Below are 16,977 nucleotides of genomic sequence, written 5' to 3'. Positions count from 1 at the left end.
ATGTCGAGGCACGCGAACTCGCCTCATACCTGTTGACGGTGCTTGGTGATTAGCCCGCGATGCCACTGCGGCGCCGACCACGACAGTCACACATGCGACCTCCTGGGCCAGCTTCGCCCAGCGCCCAATTTTCGGTACTGGGGCGAAGACTGGCCCGGATCGGATGCCGCCCGTAAAGCCTGCAAGGGGCTCGACTACGACGCTCTTCACACCGCTTTCTGTGACGCAAACTCCGGGCGGACCGCCCCATCCTCGGTCTTCGAGAAGGAATTCATTAAAGCTGTGAGCACAATTAAAAGAGGATAAATGGGCGCTGATCCACTAGATGATTTATGCCTGTCCGAACTGTCGAGTCTTCTCCCTGAGATTCTGGCTGTTCTCCGCGCGGAAGTTCACCTGAACCGTCGCAACCCTGATGCTCCGATCGAAGCCGCCGACACGCTATTCTCCCAGGTATGCCGCCTCGCTGAGAATGTTGGTCTGGACCTGGAAGGTATCCCAACTTGGCGCAATGGGTACGGCGAGATAATTGGTATGAGGCCGGCAACGAAGATCATCCACCTGAAATGGATAATTGAAGACGTTATAGCAAAGACTCGATATACGCCGTCTGCACGCCTCGTGGAAAGCACTTTCCGGTATTTGGTCAGAATGTCTTGTCGATCCAGAAACGTCGCTTCCATCCTCACTGACGAACTTGAAAGAAAGGCGATGCGGTCGCTGTCTTCCGAGTTTGCAGAGGTCGCGGCCGGAATGAGGGGTGCAATAAAGTGATGGTTTCCGTTAGAAATGCTGCGAAACTCACCGGTCGAAGTCTGTGGACCATGCGTGACTGGATTGTACGGCAGGAAATAGCTGCTGATCGACCTGGATCATTCCCGGACGGCTGGTTCGTTGACACCGATGACCTGCTCAGGACCGCACAGACGCAGCTCCGCCGCTATCAAGAGCGTCCCATCAGGCCAGGTCCAGGGCGAGGCAAACGAGGGTTCCCCGCAGGGCCGTTACGGCAACGAGGTCGTGATGAGTAGGCGAAGGAAGCTGCTAATTAAACGCGGCGACAACCACCACATCCTGATCAAACGCGGTCATATCTATTTGGCGATCAGCAGTGACGACGAGGCGATTGAACTCGCGGACGCCCTGGTCGACTTTGTTGAGAACAAAGCAGCATTGAGTGTGATGGACCGATAAATCGGGACACCCGGGAATTTACCCGCTAAGGGGAGAAATGAATGAAGTAACGCACCGGCTGAGTCCGGGTCGAGGATTTTTCGAAATTAGCTTCCGTGTTGAGGAGCGTCGCGGTCATCCCGTCGCTGTGATTGCGCAGGGCACCAGTTGGCTCGCGATCCCGCTCGACACCTGGGCTGTGCTCGCAGACTTGATCGACGACGAGATTGACGCAACACCGCAGCTCGGACGCTTGTTCCGCTCAAGCGAAGCAGTCTCGCCCGCAAAGTGGGCCAAGTCGTGAGCCGTAAACTAAGCGACCGTTTCGCGCTGAGACTGACGGGCGATGAGCAGGACGTATATGTGCTTGAGCATGGCCCGGTGTCCTGGATCAACTTTCCTAAATCGCATCTCGGCGCGTTGTACCGGCTGCTAGAGCGGCAGTTCTCCGCAGATTCGGACACCGAGTAGTTGGCCCGCGCACTACTCACCAACATCAGGCTCGGCGCATCAACCAGCCGGCACGGCGGTGTCCTCCTACGTGTCCACTCGCCGACAGGGCTCATGCACGCCGGATTCGATCTGACACCCGACCAGGCAGCACAGATCATTGTCGACCTCGTCGAGTCGCTCGGATGGGTCGATCACGATCGGTCGGTCCGCGCCGTCGATGAGGCGATAAGTGCCCTCCACCAACACAAGCTAGTAGCAGCGAATAATGCTGCCGGACAACAAAAGGCAAAACTATGATCACTATCCGAGCAATCCGACGCCACCTAGATAGCCTTCGCGGCATCCTCAGTGATGACGAGTCCGCCGAACTCGATCGGCTGATGCTGCGGCACGACCGCGCGAACTCGCTGGCCGTCCATTCAGAGAATGCGGTTACCACGGTCGCGCAGACCGTCGCTGACTCGCTGCCTGCCGATGCATCCGATGCAGACCTGATCCACGCGGCGTCTCAGGTACCTGACCCCGTCTCACTCAAACTAGTTGCCGATCGTGTGGCACGAGCCGCCGAACGCGAAGCCCGCCAGCTCGTCACTGACAAGCGCGGCGATCTCGTGGCGACACTGAACAGTGAGTTCGTTGCGATCCGTCAAGAAGCCTCGAAACTGTTGCCGACGGTGTTGCCCCTCGAATCTGCCAGCGACGCTATCCGGTCGGGCAAGGCGAAGGAGTGGGCGCGCGCCGAAGACCTTTACGCAGCGCACCAAAACCTCTGCCGAGAGGCGGACAGTCTCCGTAGCGACAGTCTTCTGCCGACGATCAAACACGGCCACGAGGGTTACGGGCACTGGAGGCACCCCAAGTCTGAGCCGGGTTATCACCAACTGTCGGACTTCCGTAAGTTCGCGGACGACGTTCGCCGCGAGGCATACATAGCCGCCAGCCAGGCTGAGGTCGACCAGGCGCGTGCAGCAGATCGCGAGGCCGCCCATGTGGGGTGACGACATAGAGGCTGCTCTCAGTGCCGCTGAGGAGCGAGAGCAAGGCTGCCCATCCGATCCCCAGTTGGCGGCGATCTGGCGGGATGAACGCGATGGCCGGCACTGGCACCCGGACCCAATCATCCGAGAGGCCTTGAACGCCACATCGCACCTGCCTGAGACCGGACCACCGGAACCCTCGCCGCCTACCCCCGTTGTTCGCCCGGAACCACGGGGCGGAGGCGATCCGTGGGGAGAACACGAACAGATGAAGGCCGACGTACAGGCTGCACACGACGCAGCAATGTGGCGCGCCTACGGATACAAGGGTGAGCACTGGCAGCCGGGAAAGGTGGCCGGCCGATGAAACGTGACCCCGACCGGCTAGCAAGAGCGACAGCGATCAGCCCGGAACCTCCAGTAGACCCAAGGACAGTCATCGCAGTCCACCCGCACACTCCACTCGACTCCGTGACCGTGCTCAATCTGATCGGCATCCGAACGGCAGAAGCGCGAGCCCTCGCCGACTGTCCCGAAGCCGCTGGGTGGTGGTTCGAACCATCCCGGACCCCATCAGATGTCCGTCTGGCGATCTGGAACTCGGTACTTCGCGCGGTGCGAGGCCACGACCCCGCATTCACGCCCGATGAGGTAGCTGCGATCGTCTCGGACCCCAAGCGTCACGGCAGGCGCGTAGGAGACCAAGATGTCTACGGCGAGTGAACGGTCTGGTCGCAGATGGGCCGAATTCACAGCCAGATTCTGGTCGAACTATTCCCAGTTCGATCCGGTGTGCGCCCTATGCGGACATCAAATTAATGTGTCGTTGCGCGGCCAAACTCCGTGGTCCCGATCAGTCGACCACCGAATACCCGTCACCAAAGGCGGTCGCTCTTTCGACCCCAACAATTGTCAACCCGTTCACTGGGCGTGCAATACAGCTCGGCAAACCCGCGATATGTCAGAATTCGCCACAGCAGAACAACGCGCGGCATTCCGCAAAGTCGTCGAGGCACAAGTAGTTGTCCAAGAAGCCAAACGGGCACACCAGGCCACCAACCGCGTCCTGACACAGCCTCTACCAGGACAGAAGCGTCACTTCGTTCCGTGGGGGTGGGGCAACAACGAAGGCGTCACGCCCGCAGGGGAACGATTCTGGACCTGCTGCAACGAGGCCGCGATAAACATCGAATACGTCCACGAATGCCGATCCCTATAGAGCAAAAAACCGCCGTGTGTAAAAGGCGCGGACGAGGGTCGCAGATGTTCTGAGGAGGGATTTCGGGGTACCCGGCAGGGGTGTTGTTAATGGTTGGCCGGCGGTGTATTACTGAATGCATCGCCGGTTTCATTCATTCATTCACTGGGGGTTTCCATGTGGTTGTTGTGGGCTTTGTTTGTTGGTGCGGTGGTGGCGGGTCTTGTTTGGTACGGGGACTACATCCAGAGGCGTGACCGGGACGCTCAGGCCGCAATGGTGGCCGCTGCTGTGAAGTCGTCGCAGCCCTCGTTGGATGAGCTTGTGGCACGTGTTCGTGCCGAGCTTGAGGCTGAGATGGCCAAGCAGATGACGGATGCCATCTCGGATGTCCAGGACAACATTTTGAGCGCGGTGTCGACTGTGCTGGCTGAGGGGCGCGGTCAAGCCGTTGGTGTTCCGGCTACAGGAGACACATCCGAGGCTGTGACAGCTCCGATCCGTAATGGTCGGCCTGCTCACTGCTTGCAGTGGGACGACGTGCGCGGCGTCTGGGTTGACCCGAACACTGAGCGAGTGGTGAGCCGCGCTGCTGCGTGAGCTGCGTTTCATGGCGTGTATCGACGTTCCTTCGACCCCACACGTTGCTTTGCAGCGGGTTGAAGAAGCGATGTTGGTCCACGCGCGGAGCACCATGGGCCTCGTGATCAGCGGAGTGACCTCTTAACTGAACAGCGAGACCCATGGTTGTCAGACCTGTGTGATGTCATCGGGCTTACCGACGCACTAGACGGGAGAACAGGCGATGGGTGCAAGAGTTGTGCAGGTGGCCGGCGTTGACGTGACTGCCGCAGTGAATGGCGACCTGCGTGTGACGTGGTCGCTGGCGAAGCCTTTGCCGCAGGCTGGTGCTGTACTGCTGTCGGTCATGCTCACGTCCGGGTCCGACTACCTGATTCGTAGGCAGATCGGATACAAGGTGTTGAACGGCCAGCAGGTCGCATGCTTCGTGTTCGACTACGACCGTGGCGTTCAGGACAACCTTATGGGCGCAGCCATGGAGCGTTCCTTCAGCGAGGAGGTGCAGGTGATCGTACCTGCCAGGTCGCTGGCTGGTGTCTCGGAGTGGAGTTGGTGGGCTTCTGTGAACGTGGACGGAGTCGACGTGGAGCGCATCCATCCCCAGAATTGCAGCCAGTAGTCGTCTGCGCTCAGTTCCAGTCGTGCCGTTGTCCCGCAGCCACCGGGTGGATGGTAACGAAAAACATGCAATGTCCTGGGAGGTCCAGATGCATACCGCGTCTACACTGACCAGAACGTCTAGATGAAGAAGGTGACTGACATGACCGCTGTCGCTGAGCCAGACGTCTACGTGGCTGACCGTGATGACCTGCGGCGAGCTGTCGAGAACGCTCTCGAGCGAGCCCACTGCACGTTCGACGAACTCGCGGAGCAGGCACGGCGAGGAGATTTCGACTCCACGCGCGCCAGATTGGCGTGGATGGCTATTGGTGACCTGTACCAAGTGGACCTGTAGCCAGAGCCCGGCCTGGTGAAACTCAACCTCGTCTCAGAGGCAAGCAAACTCGCCCATGCTCTGAGCGACGTTCTAAACGGGTCGGTGACCAGTGGGATCAGAATCACGGCTGCGGTATCGCAGGAGGACCGGGGCGTCCCAACACGAATGAATGTCGGCTACGGGGTTACGAGCCAGAACCAGGACCTGCAGAAGGGCATCCCGCTCTCCTGCACTGCCAAGCAGGCAAGGCTGTATCTGGGCTACTTCATGCACCTCGAAGCCGACGCCGAAAGTCAGTACATGATGACCACAGACTCGATCATCATTCTGTCGCTAGACCAAGAGTTATCTGACGAGTTGTTGCACTACGACTACGAGCGAGACAAACAGGACGGGTATACCGAAGCTCATCTACAAGTGTGCGCCGCATCAGACGCCTGGGACGAAGCCCTAGTGCGCCTAGACGGTAAGCGCCGACCACTGCACAAGCTTCACCTACCAGTCGGCGGGCGACGCTTTCGGCCGTCCCTGGAAGACGTGATCGAGTTCTTAGTTTCGGAGAAGTTGGTTGAGGCGCGCCCCGACTGGAAGGCTGCGCTCGACGACAGTCGGAAGGCGTTTAGAGAGATCCAGCTGCGCGCTGCGGTCAGGCGGAACCCTGGGGTTGCGGCTGATGCGCTACGCCAGCTTGGTTGGACCGTCCAAGAGGGGTAGATAGTGTCTCGCTCACCGTCGTGTCGGTTCTACTTCCAAGACAGCACGGCCGGCACCAGGTCAAGTGTCTGGAAGGTCTGGACCGGTAGCAAAGGTCGGGACGTATACGTGGCCCCTCGTCCTATCGCTGGCGAGTTCAAGCTAAGTATCCATCGCGATGGAATGAATCAGATCGGGTACTACAGCAAACAAGTTAAGGCTCAGATTCGCGCTGCGGACAAGCATTACTTAGATCGCCGTCCCCGAAAGGCGGTGCCGTTCTTACGTGACGGTTGGCTTGCGTTGTGCGCCCTGGTGTTCAACTCGCGAGAGTTCGAGTCGGTGCCGTTTGAAGATGATGGTAAGCCGACCTGCCTAATAAACGCCCCTAGCGAAGACCTGGACGCTTACGTTTTAGTTCTCGAAACTGATGATCGTACCCGCGCGGAGAATCTCGACGGGCTGACGATCATCGAGGAGTTTCCGCGTCCAGACGGCGGTGCCGTTGTAGTCGTCGCGACCGTGGTGCCGCACGACCCTACGGTCGTCGCAGCCGTGGACACAGACCGTAACGGCTTCGGTTGGCAACCGCCCGCGACGAAGGACTCCAATGAACCCTTCGGATTTGTCTACGCCATCGCGGACTTGCCCCGATTTGCTGAGTACTCGACGCACAAGCATGACCCGCCGCCACTTGTTCCTCACCTTCCCGGCCTAGATGGAGTCGCGCACTCCTGGAGCGATGTGCCACCCGAGTTTGCTGGCGGAGAAATATTCTGCGGCGTTGTAGCGTGCTCAGAGGCGGGCGCAAGTCTGTACGTCGATCCTCGCGCGCACTGTTCGCTTGGCCACTTAGTCTCCGACTCGAACGACCTCATAGAGGCATACCGGACCGGGCGAACTGACGATCAATGGCGTCGGCTTAGCGACGGTCGCCTGGCCACGGGCATCACAACAAGAGCCACAGCCGAAGCCGCTGGGATTCGTGACTACCTGCCTAACCCAATGAAGTGACATGGTCCTGCGTGGGTGAGCGCGGTACGGCACCAGAGGCGGTCAGGGTCGTACGGTGCACGCGCGCACTGACTGCTCGGTCCCACGCATCACGTACATAGACGAAGCCCGCCCCAAACGCCTGAATGGCTGTTTGGGGCGGGCTCTCTTTGTGCTTCATTCAGTGGGCTAGCGACGTTGGTCGAGCCAATCAGCGCCCCTGAGGAGTTCAGCTGCAAGCAGGCGCGCGTTGTGGGCGTTGAGGGGTCGGCTGCAGTCTGCTCCTTCAGTTTGTAGAACCAGTTGGCGGGATTCGGTGTTGTCCCACTGGATTCTTGAGGCTGCCAGGGTGTGAGTGGTGTCGCCGCTGGGGGCCTTTAGTTCGATGAGACTGAGCCGTCCCATATGGACAGGAGCGTCCGTGACTGCATGACGGTATTCGCGTGTGGGGATGGTGCTGATCATAATTTGTTCTCCTGAGGTTGGGGGACGGACGGCCTACTTGGCGGCGGCTTTAATGGCGTCGGTGACCTGGAGCAACCGTGTGTGGGCGCGGGTGAACGCTTCGGCGTGGTCGTGTGCCTGCCGCAGGTTGAGGATTTCGCCGTCCACGCGTCCGCTCATCCGTACGACGGACTCGATCCTGCCGCCCGTCAACGGGTAGAACGACTCGACTTCAATTTCGAGATCGTCGCTGACCGCTTCGGATGACCAGGTGGCGTTCACGCTCTCTTCATCGGTGGTTACGAGGGGTGGGTAGCCGAGTGCTTCGGCGGCTCGGGCGAGGAGTGTTGCGTTGCGTTCGTTCCGTTGGGCGACGTGGGTCAGGCTGCTGAGGGTGGTCTCTTGGGCGGGCATTGCCGATCCTCTCGGGGTTGAGGTGTGGACGAGTGTGCGCCGATGCGAGTGGCGGTGTCAACAGGCAAGTTTTGAAATAGGTTGCGGCACAGTGTGTAACACCTGTGACACTCGGATTGTTTGTCTTCGATCGCGGCAATGTGTGTAACACGTGTTACGGCACAGTCGGTTTCGGATTAGTGGCGTCAGTCATTGCCTTACGGAAACCGGCACAGTAACGCGGGTCGTCTGCTGGATCGTCGTTGACGGCCAACAACTTTCGCGCAAAAAATCCAACCAAAGGGCCAGGCAATTCGTTTAGAATCTCGCTGGCTGTGTTGTAGCCGCTGATCCACGGATTGGTAGCGGCGGTCATTGTTTCGGCACCACCAAAATCAAAGCGTCGACCGCGATCCTGTGGGTCGTGGACAAGGCCGCGAGTACGTCGATGGCGGGCCGGTCGTGGGTGAACTGGTGGGTGAGGGTTTGTGGGCTGATGCCGGCCTTGAGGGCGAGCTGGCGGTCGGAACGGATGCCGTGCTTGTCCTTCACCTTCTGGACGTTGATTCTGGTCCACTTGGCGGCGACCTGCATCACAGGCCCAGCCACGCGGCCACCGAGGGCGTCGGCGCAAGAAGTTCGCCAACCTCATCGCCCGACGCGATGGCGAGTGTCTGAACGACCTCACGGCCAAGCTGGGGGAGTTGAGCAGTGCGTCCGAGGTCGGTGGCCTCTTCTAATCGCCAGACAGCGTCACGGAGCATGTCAGCGTTGGGGTCGTTGGGTTCCTGCTCCCACAAGTCCCATGCGTTGCGGATCAGGGTCTCTGCGGGTGAGCAGTCTGTTTTGGTGTGCACGTGTTGCCTTCCGAGGTGTGAGGTACCTGGACGGGACACCAGTGGACACCGAACTGTTGCACGGATTGTTGCAATCAGAGCGTGTGCAACAGTGGCGGAGAGTACAAAACCTGCGTTTACCTGTGATTTACTGGTGCGCGCAGTAGGATTTGAACCTACGACCGCTGGTGTGTAAGACCAGAGCTCTACCGCTGAGCTATACGCGCGTGCCGCGCCGACATTCGTGGCGCTGCGCACACGAATTTAGTCGGTTCGGCGCCGATCGCCCAAACCGGGCTGTGTCCCAGGGGCGGAGGCTCGGGTCGCCGACCCTTCGAGGCTCGTCGCTTGCGCTCCTCGCACCTCAGGGAGCAGGGGGTCGTCGCTTGCGCTCCTCGCACCTCAGGGAGCAGGGGGTCGATGCTTGCGCTCCTCGCACCTCAGGGAGCAGGGGGTCGATGCGCGCGCACGTCAGGGAGCGGCGACCGGCAGACTCCAACTCGACTCCCAGACTTCGATCGAAGTCTGGGAGTCGAGTCGAGGTCTGGCAGTCAGGCGAAGACGGGCGGGAGGGCCAGGACCATGACGGCGCCCCAGATGACGTGAGTGATCGCGGGTGCGAGGATGCCTGCGGTACTGCGTCGGAGGATCGCGCACACGGTGCCGAGCACCGCGCCGGCGAAGCCGAGCATCACATTGCCGCTGGCCATGGTGACCAGCACGTAGATCACCGTCGACACGAGGATCGGGTTGTGCGGGCGTGCCGCCGAATAGACCGAGCCGCGGAAGAACAGTTCCTCGGCCAGGCCATTGATCATCGTGATCGCGGTGACCACCGCGAGGCTGCCGTAGTCGGCGAAGGCGAGTACCTGATTGGCCAGGTCGCTGACGCCGGGGATCATCCTGGCCACGAGACCGCCGACCAGGAACGCCCCGCCCACCGCCACGCCCACGACGACACCCAGCCCGATCGCGCCGATGCGTCCGGGCGGGCGTGAGGGCGTGGGGCTGAAGGCGCCGAGCCGCAGCGGACCGGACAGGAACGCGCCGACGATCCAGACCGCCGCGAGCGCGAGCGTCAAGGGGTAGAACGCCGCGTCGCCCGGTTCGACACGCAGCGACACGCCCAGCACGACGGCGCCGATGACGAGGAAGACGCCGACCAGCCAGCGTCGTCGGACGTAGTGGGCGCCGGGATCGGGGTCTCGGTCCGCGGCGACGGACTCGTACAGGTCGCGCGCCAGTGAGGTCACCAGCACATCACCACCTAGTTCGATCGGTCAGGGAATCGGTCGATCAACGGTTACCGGTCACGACGCTACATCGGGGCGCGGCGGGCGGAGGACCCCGACGACCTTGGCCGCCACTCCGAGGGACGTGCCGATCGTCTCGACGACGCTGCGCTTGACCCGCAGCCAGTCGCCGCCGGCCCAGGCCGGGTCCGTGTCCGCGAGGTGATGCAGGTCGTCGAGGTCGCACACCGATCGCGGATACGGCGACCGTACCGAGGCGTGAATGGCTTCGCGCATCGGCGTCAGACCGCCCGCCGGTGGCGGGACGAGATCGCGGATACGGTGCTCGGACGCCGTCATCGGGTGGTCGAGCGAGGTGACGAGCTCTTCGGTGAGCGACGTGGGGACCGGCACGAGCATGCCACCCACCCGTCCGGCAAGGCGGGTCGAGATCCCGAAGACCGGCAGCCGCAGCCTCGGCATCCGGATCGCCGACACGTACTCGTGCAGGATCGAGATGTAGCGCGCGCTGTCGGGGCCCGAGATGTCGTAGTCCCCGGCGGGCAGAACGGACGAGTCGCACGCCGCGGTCAGGTAATGGACGGCATCGCGGATGGAGATGGGGTCCATCTCGTTGGTGATCCAGCCGGGCTCGGGAATCACCGGCAGCCGGTCGGCCATGTACCGGATGATCTCGAACGACGTCGAGCCGGCGCCGATGATCACGGCGGCACGCAACCACACGAGTTCGGGCCCGCCGTCGACGACGAGCCCCTCGGCGACGTCGGCCCGGCTCTGCAGATGGGTCGACAGCTTGTCGTCCGACGGCACGAAACCACCGAGGTAGATGATGCGGCCGACTCCGGAGTCGCGGGCCGCCTCGGCCACGTTGCGCGCCGCGTCACGGTCGCCGTTGGCGAAATCGCCCTGGCCGATGGCGTGGACGAGGTAGTAGACCGCGTCGATCTGCCCCGCGTCCGACATCGCCTCTCTGACCGAAGCCGGGTCGTCGGCGTCCATGGTCACCATGCTGACCTGGGACGACCAGCCGAACGTGGCGAGCTTGCGGGTGTCCCGCGAGGTGACGACCACGTCGTGTCCCTGTTTGAGCAGTGCGCACACCAAGCGGGAACCGACGTACCCCGTGGCGCCAGTGATGAGAAGTCGCATGACACCGACGGTAGAGACATTCGACGGAATGGGTCGGCCTACGGACTCGCATGTGACAGACACGGTGCCGGTGTCACGGCGAGATCACGAGGTGTGACCGTGGTCACGGCTGCGCGTCGACCGCCCGACGATACCGCTCGGCGACCTGGTCGTGGTACTCCGCAGCCGCCACCAACTCGGCACGGAGCTCGACCGGCTCGATGACGGTGAAGTCCGCCCCGAAGGCGTACATCCAGCGCGCGATCGATGTCAGCGACGTGCTGTAGAGGGTGACCTCGCAGCTGTGTTCGTCGCCGGACTCGAGAGCCCCCCACGACTCGTGGACCATCGCCGAGACCTCGTCGAGCGGGGCGTGGATGCGCACCCGCGCGGTGGCCCGCCGGTACACCGAACCGAGACCGCGGAGCACGAACGCCGCGGCGCCGCCTTCCGGTGGTTCGCGCGGGGTGAAACGCGGTCCGGTCGGGACCTTAGGTTCCATCCGGTCGACGCGGAACGATCGCCACGCCGCGCGCTGGACGTCGAAACCGACCAGATACCAACGATTTCCGTTGCGGACGAGCCGATAGGGTTCGATCTCGCGCCGACTCTCCTCGCCGTCGTTGCGCCGATAGTCGAACCGCAGGCGCTCGTTGCGGTGGCACGCGGTCGCGATCTCGGTGAGGCGGTCGGCGGACACCGCGCTCGCCGGTGCGGTGCGGGGCACGGCCTCGATCCGCAGGGCGTCGAGCCGGTGGCGCAGCCGCGACGGCATGACCTGCCGGAGCTTCGCGAGCGCCCCCGCCGACGCCTCGGCCATGTCGGCCACCGCGCCGGTTGTCACCGCGTCGAGCCCCAGGGCGACCGCGAGGACCTCCTGGTCGTCGAGCAGCAGTGGGGGCATCTCCGCGCCGGCGCCCAGTCGGTAACCGCCGCGCGAGCCGACGTTGGCGTCCACCGGATAACCCAGTTCGCGTAGCTTGTCGACGTCGCGGCGCACGGTGCGGGTGGTGATGTCGAGCCGCTCGGCGAGTTCTCGGCCCGACCACTCCCGTCGTGTCTGCAGCAGTGACAGCAACGCCAGCAACCGCGCGGAGGTTTCCAACATGCATCACATCGTGCCCGATGATGCGGACAGTTTCGGTCCTTGTTCGGCGCGGCGTCACACCGGGCCGGCCGAAGGTCAGCAGGTGATCGGCGATGCCGGGTCGGTGGTGTAGTCGAGCCATTTGCCATACGCGGCGCCGCCGATCCGGTTGCGCAGCGTGCAGATGTCGCCGAGCGTCGGGCCGGCGACGTAGTAGACCGCGTAGATCGGGGTGCCCACGTCGCTCACCTGCTTCAGCGACGGACACGACTGGTCGGTGCGGAGGTAACTCGCTCCCGGGTATCGGTTCAGGTAGGACTGCACCTCGCCGGGGTAGTTCCCGGGTGCGATCGCGTTGGCGACCACGACGATTCCCGTTCCGTCGCACGCCGGCCGGGTCATCGGCACGGTGAGACCGAGATCGCCGGGGCGATCGTGCGCGGGACGCCCGCCGATGGCCCGGGGCCGGGTTGCGACGACGGACCCGGTTCCGATGCCGGTCCGGGGCTCGGGCCGGTTGCAGTCGAGGCCGACGTCGACGGGAGCGTGGCGTCGGCGGTGGTCGACAACGGCGCGGCATCACCGGCGGTGCCGGCCGGCTGGTCCTGTCGGGTCGTGGCGATTGCCCACGCGACGATCCCGGCGCAGATCAGCAGTACGACGACCGTGGCCACGATGATCGGGATCAGAGGTGATCGCCGTCGGGGCGGTGCGGTCCATGCCGCGGCTCTGGTGGCTTCCCACGGCGTGCCCGGACCGGGCGGTCCGCCGGCCGGTCCATGCCGCGGCTCTGGTGGCATCCCATGGCGTCCCCGGGCCGGGCGGTTCACCGGGTGTGGACACGGTCGGAGCGACGGGCACGGCGGGCCGGGGTCCGCCCGGAATGATCGTCGGCGCACCGCCGAGAGGCTCCGAGCGCAGGGCCGCGCCTGCGTCGGCGACCAATTCGGCAGACGAATGCTGCCGTTGCGCGGGATCTTTCGCCATTCCGCGGGCGATGACCTCGTCGACGGCCGCGCCGAGCCGCGGCGGCGGGGCGGTGAGATGAGCGGCGATGAGCCGCTCGATGGTGGTCGCCGAGGCGAACGGGTGTGTGCCGGAGAGGCATTCGAAGAGCACGCACGTCAGCGCGTAGATGTCCGCGGGCGCTCCCACGACGCCGTCGCCGAAGCGTTCCGGCGCCATGTACCCGAACGAACCGACTGCGGTGCCGGTGCTCGTGAACCGGGTATCCGTGTCCGCCTGCGCGAGGCCGAAATCCACGAGGTACGCGAAGTCGCGATCGTCGACGAGGATGTTGTCGGGTTTGACGTCGCGGTGGACCAGCCCGGAACGATGTGCCGCGTCGAGGGCGTCACCGATCTGGCCGACGATCCGAAGCGCGCGTTTGGCCGGGAGGGGACCGTCTTGGAGAAGCAGCGTGCGCAGGTCGCGACCGTCGACCAGGCGCATGTCGATGAACAACCGCCCGTCGATCTCGCCCCAGTCGTGGATCGGGATGACGTGTGGATCGTTGAGGCGGGCTGCGACGCGTGATTCGCGATGGAACCGGTCGCGGAAGGCGGGATCGTCGGCGACCTGGGGGCCGAGCAGCTTCAGGGCGACGACCCGATCCTTGCGGGTGTCGGTGGCGCGGTACACCTCACCCATTCCGCCCCGGCCGATCAAGCCCTCGATGAGGTAGGGACCGAGCCGGTCGCCGGCGCGTAGGGATGCTGACACGCGGACAAGCGTAGGGGGCCGTGGTCGTTCACCGACGCCGACACCGCGCGATGTCGCCCGTTCGGCGGGTTCCGGGATCCGCGGAGCGGTCCCCGATACGGTTGTCCCGAGTGAGCCGTCGGCGACGTTTTCGCCGGCACGGACCCGAGGAGTGACGATGGGGACGACGATCCTTCCGATCGGCGAGGTGACCGGGGCGCTGATCGCCCAGTGGGGTGCGCTCGGTGAGCTCGCCCGCGCGCTCGATGACGACGCGTGGTCGGCGCCGTCGGTCCTGCCCGGTTGGACCAACGCCGACATCGTCGCCCACATCGTCGGCACCGAGAGCATGCTCGAGGATCGTGACGTCGAGGCCACCCGCACGGTCAGCGCCCTCGATCACGTCCGCAATCCGATCGGCGAATTCAACGAGAAGTGGGTCGACCACTACCGTCCGAAGCCGCGTGCCGAGGTGGTCGCCGCCCTCGACGAGATCGTCGGCGTGCGCACCGCGGCGCTGAAATCGATGTCGCAGGCGGACTTCGACGCCGAGGCGATGACGCCCGCGGGACCCGAGACCTACGCTCGCTTCATGCGGATCCGCATCTTCGACTGCTGGGTGCACGAGATCGACCTGCGTGACGGCACCGACCGTTCCGCGGTCGTCGATCCGGTGCCGGCGTCGTTCGCACTGGACGAGCTCGCCGCGTCGCTCCCGTTCGTCGTCGGCAAGCGGGCCGATGCGCCGAAGGGCAGCACCGTGCTCTTCGACATCACCGGGCTGTCCCCGCGAACGGTACGGATCGCCGTCGGGGACCGGGCGGGCATCGTCGACGAGTTCGACGGTGGCGACGACGCGGCCGATGTGCGTATCCGGCTGGACGCGACCAACCTGGCGCGGTTCGCCGGTGGTCGACGCGACGCGGACCCGTCCGCGGTGGAACTGCACGGCGATCAGGCTCTGGGGCAAGCGATCCTGAGTCGGATGAACTACGTGATCTGATCGGCGGTCCGTCGAGATCGTCACGCCGCGGTAACAGCCGGCTGGTCTCGAAGTTCCGGTTGCGCTTTGTCCCGGTATCCGGGACAAACCGCAACCGGAACACGGTGTGCTCGCGCGTTATTCGCTGACGGTGGCCTTCTGGATCAGCAGGTTCTGGTTCGGCGGGCCTGATGCGGCACCGGGGCGGGTCGGGGTGAAGCCGCCCGCCAGGACCTTGTCGAGGACGGCCAGCCCGGACGGGTCGATGCTGCCGGCGATCGAGTAGGTCAGGGGGAGTCGGGTGTCGTCGGCCAGCAGGAAGAACGTGGTCGATCCGGTTGCGCCCTCGTCGTCGGGTAGGTCGAGGATGCCGACGGAGCCGCGCGGATAGGTGACCTGCGGTACCCCGTCGTCGTCGGTGCCGGCCGACGGCAAATTCTCGGGCAGCTCGTCCGGGCTGGTCCAACCCGGATTGGTTCCCTCCCGGCCGCCGGAGGAACCGCAGATGAGGTACTGCCGCGAAGCGCGGTGACATTTGCTGTTGTCGTAGAAGCCGGACTTGATCAACGAGACCACCGCCCCGACGTTGCAGGGCGCCTCCGCGCGGTCGAGCGTCAGATCGATCGTGCCCTGGCCCGCGATGGGGATCTGCGCCTCGACCGTTCCGGTGTTCGGCTGGGTCGCGGCCGGTGCGGGCTCGGTGATTCCGCCCACGGCCGTGCGCTCGGGGTAGTCGCACGTCACGGTGCCCGCCGGCATCGCGCTGGTCGACGTGTCCGGGGTGGCCGTGTCGTCGTCGCCGCCGGAACCGGCCAGGACGACCACGATCCCGGTGACCGCCAGCACGATCACCACCAGCCCGACTCCCACCGCCATGGCGACATTCCGTCCGGTGTTCGACTTGTGCGGCGTGGGTGTCGGCGCACCGCCATAGGGATTCGGGCCCGAGAAGTACGGGCCGGCAGGGGATCGCTGGGGACCGGAGAACTGTTGGGGACCGGAGAACTGTTGGGGACCGGAGAACTGCTGGGGGCCAGGGAACGGCTCGGGGCCCGAGTGTCGTTGTGCAGATGGTCGCGGTGGGTCGGAAGGTCTCTGCGGGCCGGGACCCCCGTGCGGCGAGAGGAAGCCGCGCGCGGCGCCGGCCGGGCCCGGTGGGGGCGTGCCGGGCGAGATGATCGTCCGATCCGAGGGGACCGGACCGCCGGGCGTCGCGGGCGTGCCCGAGCCGGACCCACCCGGTGCGTACGTCGGCGGTGACATCGTTGGTGGGGCCATCGGCGGGGGTGTCACGATGCGGGGTGTCACCGTCGGCGGCGCTGACGGGGCGGGCGGCTCGGTGAGCGCGGTCGACGCGGCCCGGATCAGTTCGCGCGCCGTGGGGTAGCGCTGGGCGGGGTCCTTGGCGAGTCCGCGTGCGATCACCGGGTCGAGCGGACCACCCATCGTCGGCGGTTCCTTGGTGATGTGCGCGGCCATCAGACCCTGGTCGGTCTTCGCCGGGTACGGCGGCTGACCTGTCACACACTCGTAGAGCACGCAGGCGAGTGCGTAGTTGTCCGAGCTCGGCCCGGCGGGATCGTCACCGAAACGCTCCGGCGCCATGTACGCGAGTGTCCCGAGCGCCGTCCCGATCTGTGTGAGCCGGCTGTCGGTGGTTCCCTGCGCGATCCCGAAGTCGACGAGGTAGGCAAAGTCGTCGGAGTCGACGAGGATGTTGTCGGGCTTGATGTCTCGATGGACGAGGCCGCCGCGGTGTGCGGCGTCCAGCGCGGACGCGACCTGACCGAGGATCGAGATCGCGCGGGTCGCGGGCAGTGGACCGGAGGCGAGCAGTGCGCGCAGGTCTTGTCCGTCGACGAGTCGCATGTCGATGAACAGGACGCCGTCCTTCTCGCCCCAGTCGTGGATCGGGATGACGTGCGGGTCGGAGAGTTTTGCCGCGGTCTTCGATTCGCGCTCGAACCGCTCGCGGAAATCCTTGTCGTGCACCAGATGTGGGGGAAGGAGTTTCAATGCGACCCGGCGTTCGCGGACGGTGTCGAAGGCCTCGTACACCTCGCCCATGCCGCCGCGACCCAGGAGTCTGTCGATGCGGTACGGGCCCAGCGTCGTCCCCGCCCGCGACGATGGATCGCTCACGTCAT

Annotated in this window: 18 protein-coding genes and 1 tRNA gene; 10 read left to right on the top strand and 9 right to left on the bottom strand. The window is 64.3% G+C overall.

The features are described from left to right. The first annotated feature begins 306 nt into the window (after positions 1 to 306). From AC3B6C_RS22840 to AC3B6C_RS22800, 9 genes are all read left to right on the top strand, one after another. Positions 307 to 774 (top strand): hypothetical protein, encoded by a 468-nt coding sequence (locus tag AC3B6C_RS22840; protein WP_488374250.1) that lies wholly within the window; start codon positions 307 to 309, stop codon positions 772 to 774. Positions 775 to 1,231: 457 nt separating this feature from the next. After that, complete coding sequence (locus tag AC3B6C_RS22835) at positions 1,232 to 1,477, top strand: hypothetical protein (RefSeq protein ID WP_488374249.1); 246 nt, start codon at positions 1,232 to 1,234, stop codon at positions 1,475 to 1,477. Between the two features lie 442 nt (positions 1,478 to 1,919). Then, positions 1,920 to 2,624: a hypothetical protein gene (locus AC3B6C_RS22830; protein WP_488374248.1), complete on the top strand. Its 705-nt coding sequence runs from the start codon at positions 1,920 to 1,922 to the stop codon at positions 2,622 to 2,624. A gap of 685 nt (positions 2,625 to 3,309) precedes the next feature. Next, positions 3,310 to 3,822 (top strand): HNH endonuclease, encoded by a 513-nt coding sequence (locus AC3B6C_RS22825; protein WP_488374247.1) that lies wholly within the window; start codon positions 3,310 to 3,312, stop codon positions 3,820 to 3,822. Positions 3,823 to 3,915: 93 nt separating this feature from the next. Beyond that, on the top strand, positions 3,916 to 4,401 hold the full coding sequence (locus AC3B6C_RS22820) for a hypothetical protein (RefSeq protein ID WP_488374246.1): 486 nt from the start codon (positions 3,916 to 3,918) through the stop codon (positions 4,399 to 4,401). Between the two features lie 226 nt (positions 4,402 to 4,627). Beyond that, entirely contained in the window at positions 4,628 to 5,002 is a 375-nt protein-coding gene (locus AC3B6C_RS22815; RefSeq protein ID WP_488374245.1) for a hypothetical protein, read from the top strand. A 141-nt stretch (positions 5,003 to 5,143) separates the two neighbouring features. After that, positions 5,144 to 5,338 (top strand): hypothetical protein, encoded by a 195-nt coding sequence (locus tag AC3B6C_RS22810; protein ID WP_488374244.1) that lies wholly within the window; start codon positions 5,144 to 5,146, stop codon positions 5,336 to 5,338. 15 nt (positions 5,339 to 5,353) lie between these two features. Then, positions 5,354 to 6,034, top strand: coding sequence for a hypothetical protein (locus AC3B6C_RS22805; protein ID WP_488374243.1), 681 nt, complete (start codon positions 5,354 to 5,356; stop codon positions 6,032 to 6,034). A 162-nt stretch (positions 6,035 to 6,196) separates the two neighbouring features. Beyond that, positions 6,197 to 7,027 carry a hypothetical protein gene (locus AC3B6C_RS22800; RefSeq protein ID WP_488374242.1) on the top strand — a complete coding sequence of 277 codons (831 nt, stop codon included), beginning with the start codon at positions 6,197 to 6,199 and terminating at the stop codon, positions 7,025 to 7,027. 477 nt (positions 7,028 to 7,504) lie between these two features. On the opposite strand, the gene AC3B6C_RS22795 is transcribed toward AC3B6C_RS22800, so the two are convergent. The 8 genes from AC3B6C_RS22795 to AC3B6C_RS22760 form a co-directional block, all read right to left on the bottom strand. Further along, positions 7,505 to 7,864, bottom strand: a complete 360-nt coding sequence (locus AC3B6C_RS22795) for a hypothetical protein (protein ID WP_488374241.1) — start codon at positions 7,862 to 7,864, stop codon at positions 7,505 to 7,507. 351 nt (positions 7,865 to 8,215) lie between these two features. Beyond that, on the bottom strand, positions 8,216 to 8,452 hold the full coding sequence (locus tag AC3B6C_RS22790) for a hypothetical protein (RefSeq protein ID WP_488374240.1): 237 nt from the start codon (positions 8,450 to 8,452) through the stop codon (positions 8,216 to 8,218). Positions 8,453 to 8,831: 379 nt separating this feature from the next. Then, positions 8,832 to 8,906: transfer RNA gene (locus AC3B6C_RS22785), tRNA-Val, on the bottom strand. Between the two features lie 324 nt (positions 8,907 to 9,230). Then, complete coding sequence (locus tag AC3B6C_RS22780) at positions 9,231 to 9,938, bottom strand: CPBP family intramembrane glutamic endopeptidase (protein ID WP_010841167.1); 708 nt, start codon at positions 9,936 to 9,938, stop codon at positions 9,231 to 9,233. Between the two features lie 51 nt (positions 9,939 to 9,989). Then, positions 9,990 to 11,081, bottom strand: coding sequence for an NAD(P)H-binding protein (locus AC3B6C_RS22775; RefSeq protein WP_488374239.1), 1,092 nt, complete (start codon positions 11,079 to 11,081; stop codon positions 9,990 to 9,992). 103 nt (positions 11,082 to 11,184) lie between these two features. Next, positions 11,185 to 12,168 carry a helix-turn-helix transcriptional regulator gene (locus AC3B6C_RS22770; RefSeq protein ID WP_488357991.1) on the bottom strand — a complete coding sequence of 328 codons (984 nt, stop codon included), beginning with the start codon at positions 12,166 to 12,168 and terminating at the stop codon, positions 11,185 to 11,187. A gap of 75 nt (positions 12,169 to 12,243) precedes the next feature. Further along, on the bottom strand, positions 12,244 to 12,549 hold the full coding sequence (locus AC3B6C_RS22765) for a hypothetical protein (protein WP_488374238.1): 306 nt from the start codon (positions 12,547 to 12,549) through the stop codon (positions 12,244 to 12,246). A 177-nt stretch (positions 12,550 to 12,726) separates the two neighbouring features. Further along, the gene (locus AC3B6C_RS22760) at positions 12,727 to 13,869 is read right to left on the bottom strand and encodes a serine/threonine-protein kinase (RefSeq protein ID WP_488374237.1); all 1,143 of its coding nucleotides are present in this window, start codon (positions 13,867 to 13,869) and stop codon (positions 12,727 to 12,729) included. 157 nt (positions 13,870 to 14,026) lie between these two features. Here AC3B6C_RS22760 and AC3B6C_RS22755 point away from each other — a divergent pair, with 157 nt between their 5' ends. Continuing rightward, positions 14,027 to 14,851 (top strand): maleylpyruvate isomerase family mycothiol-dependent enzyme, encoded by an 825-nt coding sequence (locus tag AC3B6C_RS22755; RefSeq protein ID WP_488374236.1) that lies wholly within the window; start codon positions 14,027 to 14,029, stop codon positions 14,849 to 14,851. Between the two features lie 117 nt (positions 14,852 to 14,968). Here AC3B6C_RS22755 and AC3B6C_RS22750 read toward each other — a convergent pair whose 3' ends face one another. Further along, the gene (locus tag AC3B6C_RS22750) at positions 14,969 to 16,972 is read right to left on the bottom strand and encodes a protein kinase domain-containing protein (RefSeq protein WP_488374235.1); all 2,004 of its coding nucleotides are present in this window, start codon (positions 16,970 to 16,972) and stop codon (positions 14,969 to 14,971) included. Positions 16,973 to 16,977 lie beyond the last annotated feature (5 nt).

It is taken from the genome of Gordonia sp. 11cp (genome assembly GCF_057767225.1).
The sequence above is the reverse complement of the archived record's forward strand: the minus strand, read 5'-3'. Positions and strand labels throughout refer to the sequence as shown.